Source organism: Nocardia altamirensis NBRC 108246 (assembly GCF_001612685.1).
Taxonomy (GTDB): Bacteria; Actinomycetota; Actinomycetes; order Mycobacteriales; family Mycobacteriaceae; genus Nocardia; species Nocardia altamirensis.
Genome location: NZ_BDAY01000046.1, coordinates 16,881 through 30,283, shown reverse-complemented (window position 1 = coordinate 30,283; position 13,403 = coordinate 16,881). Strand labels below are relative to the sequence as shown.

Here is a 13,403-nt window from a genome sequence, read left to right as displayed (position 1 = left end):
TAGGCAGTAACGTTTGGGATTGCTCGCAAGGCGGCGGGCGCTCGACTTGCTGATCGACCCTAGGCGATCGGAGGCCGCGGTGCTGGCGACCCGGGACTGGAGCGACGTGCTGGCCGAGTCGGCACGGTGGGTGCTGATCGCGTTTGCCAGCACCTGCGTGGTCTTCCTGGTGTGCGCGGTGGTGTTGCTGCGGACCACCAAGTGGGGCAAGCAGTTCCGGCGGGTGACCGCGGCCTACTTCACCGGGCGGACCGCGCTGCGTTCCTGCGCGTACGCGGCGGCGCTGCTGTTCAGCGCGGTGTTGATGGTTCGCGTTCAGGTGCTGCTGTCCTATCAGGGCAACGACATGTTCACGGCGCTGCAGAAAGCCGCCGAGGCGATGGGGCGAGCGGACCAGGCCGCGCTCGACGCGGCCCAGCGCGCTTTTGTGCACGCACTGGCCATGTTCGGCGTGCTCGCCGTCGTCGACATAGCCCGGACTCAGCTCGACTTCTTCCTCGGCCAGCATTTCGAGATCGATTGGCGCCGTTGGCTGACCGAGCATGTGAGCACCGAATGGATCGACGACCGGGCGTACTACCGGACTCGATTCATCGATGAACCCATCGACAACCCCGATCAGCGCATCCAGCAGGACGTCGGCGACATGATCTCCAGCACCAGAGCGCTGTCGCTCGGTGCGGTGACCGCGGTGCTCTCGGTGGTGTCGTTCACCAAGATCCTGTGGGAGCTGTCGGCGCCGCTGAGCCTGTTCGGTCTCGAAATACCGAGGGCCATGGTGTTTTTGCTCTTCACCTTCGTGCTGGTCGCCACCAGCGGCGCCTTCTGGATCGGCCGCCCGCTGATCCGGCTCGGCTTCGACTACCAGGCCGCGACGGCACACTTCCGTTACGCGCTGGTGCGTTTGCGGGACAACGCCGAGCGAGTCGCGTTCTATCGTGGTGAAGCCACCGAAAAGCGGTCATTGTTAACGCTTTTCACGAAAGTGCTGAGCATCTACCACCGGCTGGTGCTGCGCACCACCTGGTTCATCGGCTGGAACCAGGCGGCCAACGAGGTGGCCCTGATCCTGCCGTGGCTGCTGCAATCACCGCAATTCTTCGCGGGCAAACTGACTCTCGGCGATGTGCAGCAAACGACCGCGGCCTTCGGCCACATCCAGAACTCGTTGTCGTTCTTCCGCAACAGCTATCGTGATTTCGCCGCCTTCCGCGCCACCCTGATGCGACTGGACGGCCTGCGCAAAGCCTGCGCGGAGGCGCACGAGCTGCCCGCGATCGGGGCACGCACGCTCGACGACGCGGTGGAGCTGGACAAGGTCATGGTGGCCAAGCCCGACGGTGAGGTACTCATCGCGGATCTGCGGCTGCGACTACGCGCGGGGGATGCGGTGGTGATCAAGGGCCGCTCCGGCAGCGGCAAGACCACCCTGCTCCGCGCGATCGCCGAATTATGGCCGTACACAAGCGGTATCGCCGGACTGCCGACCGACACCATGTTCTTGTCCCAGCTGCCCTATCTCCCGCTCGGCGACCTCCGCTCAGCAGCAATCTATCCGGCGACCCCCGATACGACCACGGATGCGGCACTCGGCGCGGCGCTGGCAAAGGTGCGGCTGGATCACCTGGTCCCCCGGCTGGACGAGACGGCCGACTGGGCGAGCATCCTCTCCCCTGGCGAGCAGCAACGTCTCGCTTTCGCCAGGGTCATTCTGCTCCGCCCCGCCGCGGCATTCCTGGACGAGGCCACCTCAGCCGTGGACGAGGAACTGGAACTCGCCCTGTACCGGCTGATTCGCACCGACCTGCCCGACCTGATCGTGGTCAGCACCGCACACCGCGCCACGGTGGACCAGCACCACACCGCAAGGCTGGTGCTCGACGGCGACGGCGGTTGGTCGCTCGAACCCAACAAGGTGGCGCCCGCCTGACGGCTACCGCTGTTCGGCGAAGTCGGCCGTACTGCTTGTCGATTGGTGATACTGAGTGTCATGACCGCTGTCACCGCGTTGGACCTGCCCGAATTCGATTATCTGGCACCGGATCTGACCGGGGCCGTCTACCACGAGCGGCTGGCCGCAGTAGCCGCGCAGGGGTGGTTGGCCCGCGCGCCACTCGGTTTCGTGGTGCTGGAACGTGCGGCGGGCGAGTTCTTTCTGCGGTCACGCCACACGGCGTTCCCTGGACGCGAGATCGCCGAGTTCTTCGGAGTGCGCGGCGGCAGGCTCGCCGACCACATCGACGCCAATATTCTCAACCTGTCCGGCGACGTGCATCGTCGGCTGCGCAAGCTCGTCGGTCCGGCCTTCACCCCGCATGCGGCGGATCGCTGGCGCCCGACGATGCGCGAGTTCCTGGCCAGGATCGGTGCCGATATCGGCCCGTCGACATCCTGTGAATTCGTCGCTACGGTCGCGAAACCATATGCCTCGCTCATGATCTCGACGGTGCTCGGCGCATCCGAGGACGACGCGCCGCGCCTGCACGAGTGGTCGAACTGGATCCAGAAACAGTTCGACGTCAAGGCGCTGTCCACCGAACTGCCGCGCATCGAAGAGGCGCTGGACGAGGCATACGCCTACGTCGAGACGCTCCTCGCGCGCCATCGGAGCGAACCCGTCGACGACCTGGTCGGGGCACTGCTCGCTGCCGAAGACGAGGGTGCAGGACTGTCCCACGACGAGTGCGTGAACCTGGTGCTCAACGTCCTTGCCGGCGGCGTCGACACCACGCAAAGCCAACTCGCCCATGGCATCCGGCTGTTCGCCGAGCACCCCGATCAATGGGCGCTGCTGCGCGACCGTCCCGAACTGGTCGATCAGGCAGTGGCGGAAATCCTACGGCTGGAGCCGATCACCCCGTTCACCGCACGAATCTGCGTCGCGCCCATCGAATACCGCGACGTGACGTTCCCGGAGAACACGATCCTCGCCATCTGCGCCGAGCGAGCCAACCGGGAACCGCCGGACGGCAACGACTTCGACATCACCGCCGAACGCGATACCCGCGTCCTCACTTTCGGCGCGGGCACCCACTACTGTCTCGGCGCGAACCTCGCCCGCGCCGAACTCGCCGAAGCCCTGACCTATCTCGCGACCCGGATGCCCGAGCTGACACTGGACGGAACTCCGGAAGCGACCGGAGTGGAGGGCATCTATGGGATGCACTCCTTACCGGTTCGCTGGTCGTGGCCGTCGGCTCAGTAAGGCGCGGGCACGTCGATGATCAGCTCGTTCGGGGTGGGGTTCGTGCTCACCTGAACGGCAACCTGGCCCGAGCCTTCGAGCGTGAAGAAGGCGACGTTCCAGCCGTAATGGCCGTCGTACTGGGTGCTGCGGGTTTCGGTTTTGCTCGCGCCGGTGCCCAGATTGCGCATCGTGACCGTTACCGGGATCGAGCAATTGTTTCCGCCGCCCGGCGCGGCCGACAGCGAGCCGAACGGATCGCTCGCGGCGTCGCGGGCAAAGTTCACCGTCACTCGCGCCGAACTATCGTGGAAGTCGGCGAATTCCCGGGCTTGCTGCCCCTGACTCGCCGAAACCTCAGCGGTGACCTTTCCCGAACATCCCGGTCCGCCATCGATATGTGCGGGTTCGAAATACACCGGCGCCGCGGCGGCAGGGCCCGCGGATACTACGACTGCGAACATCGGCAGAATCGACACTGCCGCGAACTTCAGCACGCTTCGCATCATGACTCCCATCCTTGCTCAGATCGGCACGGGATCGACCGGTTCGCGCGCATCGTGCACCGACGCAGCCGGGCAATTCCCAGGCAAACTCTCACGCTAGCAGAGACGACAGGCCCTCGACCTGGGAGATCGGATCTTCCAGCACTCTCTGAGAGATCCCTAATGATTGCTCAACCATTGCTGAAGATCGGTCGCCTACGGTCGATATTGCTAGTCGTTCGGTCCGTACCCGCGACGCACAGGAGAAAACACTCGATGACCGCTCACACCCTCATGGCCCGAGTCCGCGTCATGAACGCACTCACCAGAACCCGCAGTTTCAAGCGACGTTCTGTCAGTGCCGCCGCCGTGGCCGCGATGGCTGTCCTAGCTTCGGGATGTGCAATGGGATCCGCCCCCGCCGAGCCAGTCGGCCGTGATCACTTGGTATTGACGGTGTCCAACAGCGCAAACCCGAACGCCAACGGGACATTTGACCTGTGGTGCAACCCCGCCGCCGGCGACCATTCCGCTGTGGACGCGGCCTGCGCGAAGTTGGCAGGCTTCGGACCGGAACAGGATCCCTTCGCGCCGGTGCCGGCAGACGCCATCTGCACGCAGCAGTACGGCGGACCCGAGGTTGCCCATGTCGCAGGAACCTGGGCGGGGCGTCCAGTAGACGCGACGTTCAATCGGACGAACGGATGCGAGATCAGGCGCTGGGACAGCCTCGTACCGCTGCTGCCCGAAGCTCCCGCGTAACCGTTGCGCACCTCATGCCCCCTTTCCCGGGGCGGCGGGCCGAGGACTACACCGAGGTAGTCCTCGGCCCGCCGCGCCTTCGGCTGACTCAGCACCGCACGCCGGTGACGGCAAATCGCTCGACGTCCGCCACGTGCCCGCCGGTGGCGACCGCGACGGTCAGCACGGCGGGGCAGTTCGTCGCGAACGGGATGCTCGCGGTCCAGGGTGCATTCGTGCCGCCCGCAGGAATCCCCGCGCGCTCACCGATGGGCAGCTGCTGGTCCGAACGGAGGACTCGCAGCCGAAGACTCTCATCGACGCCGGACAGCACGCCGCTGACGGCGATCGGCGACTTCACCGTTGTCCCGTAACCGGGTTCGGTCACCGTGAGGGTGCTGTCCTCGGTGCCGACCACCTCCCACGGCGCGTCCTCCCCGGCGCCGATGCGGGCAAGATGCACCACCGCCGCAGTCACCGAATCACCGTTCGGATTGTCGAAACCCACACTCACCCAGGCTTGTTCACCACGGACCGAGGTATCCACCACCGTGTCGACATTCGCATAGCCCAGATACTGCTGGGTGAACGACAAGGCGGTCGTCTCTGCATCGAGATGCCACGGCTGATGCCCACCATCGCGATAGGCACGCTGCCACGCGTCCGCGGCGGCAACACTGTCGAACGGCCACAGCGGCTGATACCCGAAGCGATCGGGTGCAGTCGGCGCGCCGGGAGTGGAAGAAGCAGCCGAGGTCGGACCGGCCGATTGCGACGTTGGCGTACCCGTAGGTGTCGAAGTCGGGCTGCCACGCCCACTCTCACCGCACGCGACTGACACGGTCAATGCGACAGCAGTCAGCAGCATTGCGCTCACCCAACGGCGTTGTGCGGCAGCATTCATGATCGACGCTCCTGGTCGCCCCTCGTCTATCGACTGTGCCACGATCTGCATCGCGCAGGCAGGGGCCAAAGTCCCTCCGCCCACGCCCGGCTCGTCAGTACTTCGAATTCAAGTAGTGGGCAGCGTGTTGGGTCCACGTCTGTCCAGTGTTGTCGAACTCCTGGCCCGAGTAGCCCGTGTGGGTGCCACGCGGCCACGGCGTGAGATATCCGGCGGTACCTTCGATCGCCGCGAGATACCGATGGACGTTCTGCTTCGGGTTGATGGTCACCATCTGCACGAGTTCGCTGATGATCATCGGACCCGTATTGCCGAGCCGAGCACCTTCGACCAAAGAGAACGGACCGACCGCCGCGTCGACGAACCGCAGCGGCGATTCGGGTGGGCTCGCGGTAATGATGTCGAACGGGTTGGCGTATTCCCGCACATCCAGATCCGGCCACGGGCCATGCTCACCGTGCAATCCGTGCGTGTCGTCGGCGCACCTGTCATGCACCGAATCACCGCGCCTGCGTAGCGGATTGGCAATGAATATCGCGAACGCGATGTCGAGCGGACTTCCGTCGGCGTTGGTGAACTCCCCCGACGCCACACCCTCGAGAATCGTGCTCGCACAGATCCCACCGAGCGAGTAGCTGATCAGCCCACAGACGTTGTCGGTGTCGCGGATCGCCGCGACCCCCGCGGCGACGCCGATCGCCACAGACCGCTCCAACGACGGCGAAAACACCGTCCCACCGGGGCCGAAGGAACTGATCTGCGCAGGCCAAATCGGCTCCACACAGCGGAATTTCGAAGGATCCAACAGATCGGTGACCGAGGCCACCATTCCGCTCGGCGCACCGCCAGGCCCCCTGGGTTCGCCGGTACCTCGAAAAGTGATGATGTCGTACATGATTCGAAACTTTCTTCGCCTAGCAGGTCGTGGTACGCGGCACTACCCGTAATTCACAACGCAGCTGCCTGGAGTCCTTGTCGCCGTCTTTGCCGACAAGGACTCTCCCCTCCGGCAGGAGCGTCGTGGTGTACCGAGCACGACGTGGGATAGCACTAACTCCCAGGAACGAAGAAAGTCTTCAACACCGCCGTCTCACCGGTGTCTCAACGGTGTTTCACCGAAGCCGCACGCGCTCCTCGCCAGATCTGCTGCGGCAGCATCTGACTCGTTCAGCCAGCAGCGTTGCTATTCCCGCACAGACCTGCGCGAGGCGAGTTGCTGTTGCACATCTCGGAGTCGATCGACGTGGCGCTGCCAACCGAATCCTGACCTGGCGTAGTACCCGGTTGTCTGTCCGACGAGCAGTGCGGCGGTCTCCGCTTCGCCGGTGGCGAGGGCGAGGGCGGCGGAGACCGGGCGGACCGCCAGCCACTGGATGCCGCCCGGCATGACGTGGGCGTACACCTTGTCCAGTAGCGACCTCGCCTCGGCCAGTTCGCCTTTGCGGATCAGCACCCAGGCCAGATCGATGTCGGCCATGCTGATGCCGCCGTTCAGGAAGGACTGTGCGGTGCGGCAATGCCGTTCCGCGTTGTCCAGACGATTGGCTGCCAGTTCTACGGCGGCACGGATCAACTCGTTGTGGGACAGGACCCGGCGTTCGTCCACGCGCTTGGCGTAGCTGCCGGAACGCCGGACGCAGTTGTCGGATTCGTCGGCAGCAGCCAGTGCGTCCGCACTTCGGCCCAGGGCCAGCAGCGCGGCTGCCCGATTGTTGAGTGCACGGGCGAGCTCGTGGTCGTTGCCGGACTCTTCGTGGAGCTTGATCGCTCGCTCGATGTTGGCGATGCCGGCGTCGGGCAGCCCGGCGAACAGTTCGGCGGCACCACTGGCGTTCGCGAACAACGGCATTCGTTTCCGGTCACCGTTGCGCCGCGCATGCATTTCTCCGGCTTCCAACGTGGCGACGGCTGCCCCGAGTTGACCGCGTTTGATGTCGACGATCCCTCGGTAGTAGCAGATCTCGAGCACGAGCCCGTCGTCGTCCATTGTTGCCGCCAGTTCGCCGGCTTTGCCGAACACCTCCGCCGATTCGTCGAGCCGATCGGCCATCAGCAGATGAAACGCGTACTTGCTCAACGCGTTTGCGCGTTCCGCAGGGGTTGCCGCAGCGGCAGTGATCAGCGCTTCGAAGTGCCTGATCGCATCGCGATACCGCCCGCGTTCCTTCCATGGGGTATGCATGGCCACGGCCAGTTCCAGCCCGAGATGTTCCCATGGCGCGCCCGCCGAATACTCCAAGGCCTCCAACACGTTCGGCCACTCGGCGAACGCCGCGGCAGTAGCGCTGTCGGGCCCGGCGTCGTCGGCAGCGCGCACCAACTCCAGGCACCAGGCGACGTGCTGTTGCCGGGTTGACGCCCGCTCTCCGGCCTCGACCAGCATGGTGGAGGCGTAGTCCCGCACCGTTTCCCGCAGCGAGAAGCGCCGGGTGCCCGCATCCATCGACACGGCGACCAGGCCGCGGTCCACCAGCCGCGCCAATGCCGGCGCGACATCGTCCTTTTCGAGGCGACCGGACGGCACCACCCACTCGGCCGATTCGAGCGCGAATCCACCCGCGAACACCGATATCCGGCGTAGCACTGCCTGTTCCAGCGGATCGAGCAGCGCGTAGCTGCAGTCCAACACTGCGCGCAGGCCGACATGCCGATCGTCGCCCGCCTCGCGTCGGCCGTCCATGAGCAGCCGGATCCGTTCGTCGATCCGTTGCGCGAGTTGCGGAATGCTCGAGGTCGAGGTGAGGCCGGCGGCCAGTTCGATGCCGAGCGGCAGCCAGTCCACCGCGGCGCACACCGCAGCCAGCTCGGGCTGCTCGCCGGCCGGGACTGGCCGAAGGGCGCGCTCGGCGAACAACTCGAGGCCCGCGGCCTCGTCCAATGGCCCGACCCGCAACGAGACCGCGCCGGGAAACTCCAGCTTTCGTCGCGAGGTCACCAGCACGGTGAGCCCGGGGACCTGCGCCATCAGTCCGGCGAGTGTCACCGTGAGCTCATCGACCATGTGCTCGGCGTTGTCGAGCAGCAGCAGCGCACCCGATAACGCGCCGGTGACCCACTCTCGACAGGTCTCCGGTCCAGCATCGCCTGCGACCGCGACGGCAATGGCCCGGTACAGCGAATCCTTGCGATGCATCGGCGTCAGTTCGACGGACACCACGGGCACGCCGGAGTCGGCGACGCGTTGCGCTACCTCCAGCGCAAGCCGGGATTTGCCGCTCCCCGGCCCGCCGACCACGGTCACCACGCCGCGCTGCTCGAGACCGTCGAGCACGTCCGCGAGCTCACGCCGCCTGCCGACGAACGTGTCGTTGGCTGCCGAATGTCCGGTGATGGCAGTTCTTTTGGCGCTATCGATCGCGGCGGCATAGCGCAGCCTCGGTGGTTGCAACGAGGAATCGTGCCGGAGGATGCGCAACTCGAGCTCGGCGGTTTCCGGTGTCGGGTCGACACCGAGCTCTTCGGACAGGGTCCGCCGCAACCGGCCGAGCCGATCCAGGGCATCGGCCTGACTTCCGGTTCGATACAGCATCAAGGCATACAACCGCGCGAGCGGCTCGTGCAGCGGATGCTCGGACACCAAAGTGGCTAGTTCCGTTGCCATTTCGACGCCGGAACCGAGCTGCAACGTCGCCTCCAAGCCTGCCACGACCAAGCTCAGCCGCCACTCGCTGAGCCGAGCCGCCTCCGCACTGGCGAACGGCGCGGACATCAGATCCGCCAAAGCCGGGCCGCGCCAGCACCGTAACGCGGCGTCGGCGGCCGACCGCACCGCCGCATGGTCGCCTGCCCGCCGAGCCGCGTGCATTCGTTCCGCCGCCGACTCGGCCGCGAGCAGATCGCCGACGGCAACGGTGGTCCAGTACCCCGCGGGCGATCGCACCACCGCGTGACCGTGGGTGCCGAGTGCCGCACGCAGCCGCGAAATCAACACCCGCAGCCGCGCGGCAGGCCGGTTCAGCTCCCCATCCCCCCAGAGATCAACGGCCAGTTGCCCGTCCGAGACCGGCGTGCCACGCGCCAGTGCGAGCCGGACCAGCGCGGCCCGCTCCAACGGACGATCGACGCCGACGTCGCGGTCGCCGTCGACGACCCGCACGGGGCCGAGAATCTGCACCTCTGCGGCATCAGGGGCAGCCCCGTAGCCCGAACGCGACCCGAAGTCCCCAAGCGTCCCTATCATCGAAAAACACCCACCACCAGCACAATCCCCCTCACAAACCGATCCACACCTGGTAGGCGTTCCCTCGGTGGTAACGAATCGTGCCTTCGACTGTCACACCTTGCGATTGTCGCTAGGAGCAGGGCGGATGGTAGGGATACTGGCCGAATCGGGTGGCCCACTCGGCTTCGGTGATCGTGGGTCCGTTCCAGTCGCACACCCGCTGGACCGCCTGATCGACATCGGTTTCCCAGATGCGGATGGCGCGGTCGCGCCCCGCCGAGGCCAGGGTGTGCCCGTCCGGGTGGAATGCCAGCGCGTAGACGAGGTCGGTGTGCCCGGAGAGGATGGCTCGCGCCTCGGGGTGATCGGGTCGGCGGACATCCCAGAGCCGAACAGAGCCGTCATTGCCTGCCGTCGCCAATGTCCTTCCGTCGGAACTGAAAGCGACGCCGTTGACCTGGCCCGTGTGTCCGGTCAGCGTGGCAAGTTGGCGCCCGGCGGTGTCCCACACTCTGGCGGTGCTGTCCCACCCCGCCGTGGCCACCGTGCGGCCATCCGGGCTGAAGGCCACCGCGCGCACGACATGGGTGTGCCCGGCGAGAACGGCCCCCGAGGTCGGCCGTCGCGGGTCGGTGACATCCCACAGGCGGGCGGTGCGGTCGTAGCTGCCGGTGACCACGGTGTGGCCGTCCGAGCTGAACGCGACGGCCAGCACGCGATCCGTGTGGCCGTCCATGACTGCGAGCTGCTGGGGTTTGCTCGGGTCGGTGGCGTCCCACAGTCGTGCGGTGTGGTCCTCGCCGCCGGTGAGCAGGGTGCGTCCGTCGGGGCTGAACGCCACGGCGCGCACGGTTCCGGTATGCCCGGCGAGCACGCCGGACCGGACCGGACGGGCCGGATCGGCGAGATCCCACAGGTGCACGAACCCGTCGTCCGCGGCGACCGCCATGATCCTGCCGTCCGACCGAAATGCGATGGACCGCAGCCGTTTCGGGTACGCAAGGGTGCTGAGGACGGCGGGGCGGGTCATGTCGGTGGTGTCCCAGATGCGCAGGACACTGTCCCAGCCTGCCGAGGCCATGACCCGGCCATCCGGACTGAACGCCACGGTCAGCACCAGGTCGGTGTGACCGGTCAGGACCGGCCCCGGCAGCGGCCACACTCGAGCCGAGTTGTCCCAACTTCCGGTCGCCAGGAGACGGCTGTCCGGGCTGAACGTGACGGCGTAGACGCCTTCGGTATGTCCGTTCTGGCCAAGAAGACTCGGCTCGCGGACATTGGTGATGTTCCACAACGTGGTGGTCCGGTCGGCGCTGGCGACGGCGACGGTCCGGCCGTCCTGGCTGATGGCCACCGCCTTCACCTCATCGGTGTGGCCGGGGAACGTTGCGAGAACCGCCGCGCGGTCCGGCATTCCGAGGTCCCAGAGGCGGGCGGTGTTGTCCGCACCGCCGGTGAGCAGGCTGCGTCCGTCCGGGCCGAAGGCGAGCGTCGAGACCTTCTGTCCCTCCGCCAGCGCGCCGATCGGCCGCGCGCGGCCGGGATCGCTGAGATCCCAGAGCCGCACGCTGCCGTCGGCGGTGGCGACGGTGCGCCGGTCCGCGCTGAACGCGACCGCCGTCACCGCGTCGGTGAATCCGTCCAGCGTCCCGATCTGACGGGCGTTGCGGGGATCGGCGACGTTCCACAACCGCACGATCTTGTCGTCACCGCCGGAGATCAGGACGGCGCCGTCGGGGCTGAACGCCACCGACCGAACGGGCGCTGTGGTCGGCAGGACCGTGGGCGGCCTGCCGCGATCGGTCATGTCCCACAACCGAATCGAGCTGTCCTCGCTGCCCGTCGCCAGCACCTGACCATCCCCGCGGAAGGCCGACGATGTCACGATTCCGGTGTGCCCGGCCAGTACCTGCGGCTCGGCAAGCGTTGCGACGTTCCACAACCGGACCTGGCGGTCGTCGTCGGTGGTGGCCAGCAGCCGCCCGTCCGGACTGAACGACACCGAGGTGACCGTGTCCGGATGATCCAGTCGAGTGAACCGTGGCCGCGCGGCGGCGCTGAGCAGGCCGCTGCGGGTGTCGATGGTCGGGACGAGCCGGTATGCGGACAGCACGAGCTGGCCTGCCAGACCGGGATCCGTCTCGGCCAGAGTCGGCGCCTCGACGACGACCTTCTGCGCGACGGCGAGGTCGCGTTGCTCCTTGGCGGTGTGCTCGGCGCGCATCGCGTACACGGTCGAGATCGCCACGATCAGCAACAGCACGGTGAGCAACGCGACGAGCTGGCGCAGGCGCCTGGTCCGCCGCCGGGCCGCTTCCTGCTCGGCGGCCTCGGCCGCCACACTCGCCGCGACGAATCGCCGTTCCCGGTCGGTCAGCGTCGCGTCGTTACCCGCGGCCCAGTCACGCGCAAGGGTAAGGCGCGCACCGCGATACAGCGCACCGGGATCCCGGTCGACCGATTCCCAGGCTTGCGTGGCATCGGTGAGATGGCGGTGCACGCGCAGTCCGTCGCGGTCGTCGTCGAGCCAGCCCCGCAGCCGCGGCCAGCCGCGGATCAGTGCCTCGTGCGCGATCTGAACGTGGTCGCGGTCGGCGGTCACCAGACGTGCGTTGGTCAGGGTCTCGAGCACCGAGGTCGTGGCCGGGTCGACGTCCAGTTCGGCCCGCGGCACCCGGCGTCTGGTGTCCTCGGTGCCTTCGCCGGGTGCGGTCAGGCGCAGGAAAAGCCCACGCGCCAGCTGCTTTTCGCTCGCGCCGAGACCGTTGTAGACCTGCTCGGCCGTGTGGGCGATGGCCTGGTCGATGCCGCCCGTCTCCTCGTAGCCGACCAGGGTGAGCCGGGTGCCGCGCCTGCGTCGCCAGGTCTCGAGCAACGCGTGCGACAGCAACGGCAACACCGCCGGTTGCCCTGCCGCCTCGGCGACCAACCGGGAAACCAGTGCGGTCTCCGCGATAAGGCCTGCGCGAGTGGCGGGTTCAACGATGGCATCCCTGAGCTGATCGGCGCTCATCGGACCCACCGGGACCTGGGCATCACGCAGCGCGGCAACCAACTCGGGGTACTGCAGGCAGTGGCCGTAGAAGTCGGCGCGCACGCCGAGCACCACCCTGGCTCGACTGGTCGACGCGGTCGACGCCGCGATCAGCGCCGCGATGAACGCGGCCCGCTCCTGCTGCGCGCGACAGAGGGTGAACACTTCCTCGAATTGGTCGATCACCATCAGCAGATCGGCGCCGTCGGGTTGGGCGATCATCGCCTGCCGGATGCGCAGATGCAGATTGCCGGAGTCCGCGGTCAGCTCAGCCTTGAGTGTCACCGCCGACTCGCCGGTCAACTCCGCCAACCGGACCGCCAGCTCCTCCAGCGGATGCGGTCCAGGCGTGAACAACAGCGTCGGCTGTGGCCCGGTGCCGAACACTCCCTCGCTGAGCGCAGTTGCCACCAGGCCTGCCCGCAGCGCCGAGGACTTCCCTGAGCCCGACGCGCCGAACACTCCGAGCAGCCGCCGCTCGCGTACCCGGGACAACAGGTCCGCGACCAATTCGTCCCTGCCGAAGAATCGCTCGGCGTCTCCCGGCTCGAAGGCGGCGAGCCCGACGTAGGGTGCTGGGGCTGCCGCGTCGTCTCGGCTGACGGCGTCCGCGGCGAACGCCAGCTCCGTGTCGACCGCATACCAGCGCGCCCGCCACTCTTCTCGTTCCCCGCCGCAGGCCTTCACATAGGCCAACGTCACCGCCAACGTCGGCAGCTTCCGCCCGGCGGCGGCCTGGGACAGCACGGCAGGCGAGTAGTGCGCGAGCGCACTCAACTCGCGATAGGTCGGACTACCTGCCTGCTCCCGGAGCAGGCGCAGCTGCGCCGCGAACACGCCCAACGGCCCGTTGGGTGAGTCCAGCGGCCGCTCTTGTCGAGGCACGTCGCCCC

At 67.1% G+C, this 13,403-nt stretch carries 8 protein-coding genes; 3 read left to right on the top strand and 5 right to left on the bottom strand.

The genetic code is table 11. From position 1 onward, the window contains the following. Nucleotides 1–79: 79 nt before the first annotated feature. Together NA11_RS23590 and NA11_RS23585 are read left to right on the top strand one after the other, a co-directional pair. Nucleotides 80–1,930 carry an ABC transporter ATP-binding protein/permease gene (locus NA11_RS23590; protein ID WP_069164158.1) on the top strand — a complete coding sequence of 617 codons (1,851 nt, stop codon included), beginning with the start codon at nt 80–82 and terminating at the stop codon, nt 1,928–1,930. 60 nt (nt 1,931–1,990) lie between these two features. After that, entirely contained in the window at nt 1,991–3,205 is a 1,215-nt protein-coding gene (locus NA11_RS23585; RefSeq protein WP_069164157.1) for a cytochrome P450, read from the top strand. Here the strand turns inward: NA11_RS23585 and NA11_RS23580 are convergent. Beyond that, nucleotides 3,199–3,693 (bottom strand): hypothetical protein, encoded by a 495-nt coding sequence (locus NA11_RS23580; protein WP_069164156.1) that lies wholly within the window; start codon nt 3,691–3,693, stop codon nt 3,199–3,201. The genes NA11_RS23585 and NA11_RS23580 overlap by 7 nt on opposite strands. A gap of 288 nt (nt 3,694–3,981) precedes the next feature. Between NA11_RS23580 and NA11_RS23575 the strand changes: the two genes are divergently transcribed. Further along, the gene (locus tag NA11_RS23575; RefSeq protein WP_069164155.1) at nt 3,982–4,431 is read left to right on the top strand and encodes an SSI family serine proteinase inhibitor; all 450 of its coding nucleotides are present in this window, start codon (nt 3,982–3,984) and stop codon (nt 4,429–4,431) included. An 88-nt stretch (nt 4,432–4,519) separates the two neighbouring features. On the opposite strand, the gene NA11_RS23570 is transcribed toward NA11_RS23575, so the two are convergent. The 4 genes from NA11_RS23570 to NA11_RS23555 all read right to left on the bottom strand — a co-directional run bounded on the left by NA11_RS23570 (nt 4,520) and on the right by NA11_RS23555 (nt 13,395). Beyond that, nucleotides 4,520–5,314 (bottom strand): hypothetical protein, encoded by a 795-nt coding sequence (locus NA11_RS23570; RefSeq protein ID WP_069164154.1) that lies wholly within the window; start codon nt 5,312–5,314, stop codon nt 4,520–4,522. A 94-nt stretch (nt 5,315–5,408) separates the two neighbouring features. Further along, nucleotides 5,409–6,017 carry a hypothetical protein gene (locus NA11_RS23565; protein WP_245746121.1) on the bottom strand — a complete coding sequence of 203 codons (609 nt, stop codon included), beginning with the start codon at nt 6,015–6,017 and terminating at the stop codon, nt 5,409–5,411. A gap of 480 nt (nt 6,018–6,497) precedes the next feature. Then, a complete protein-coding gene (locus NA11_RS23560) occupies nt 6,498–9,494 on the bottom strand; it encodes an AfsR/SARP family transcriptional regulator (RefSeq protein ID WP_084654998.1) in 2,997 nt (998 codons plus the stop codon). Between the two features lie 112 nt (nt 9,495–9,606). Further along, on the bottom strand, nt 9,607–13,395 hold the full coding sequence (locus NA11_RS23555; protein ID WP_218023371.1) for an nSTAND1 domain-containing NTPase: 3,789 nt from the start codon (nt 13,393–13,395) through the stop codon (nt 9,607–9,609). Nucleotides 13,396–13,403 lie beyond the last annotated feature (8 nt).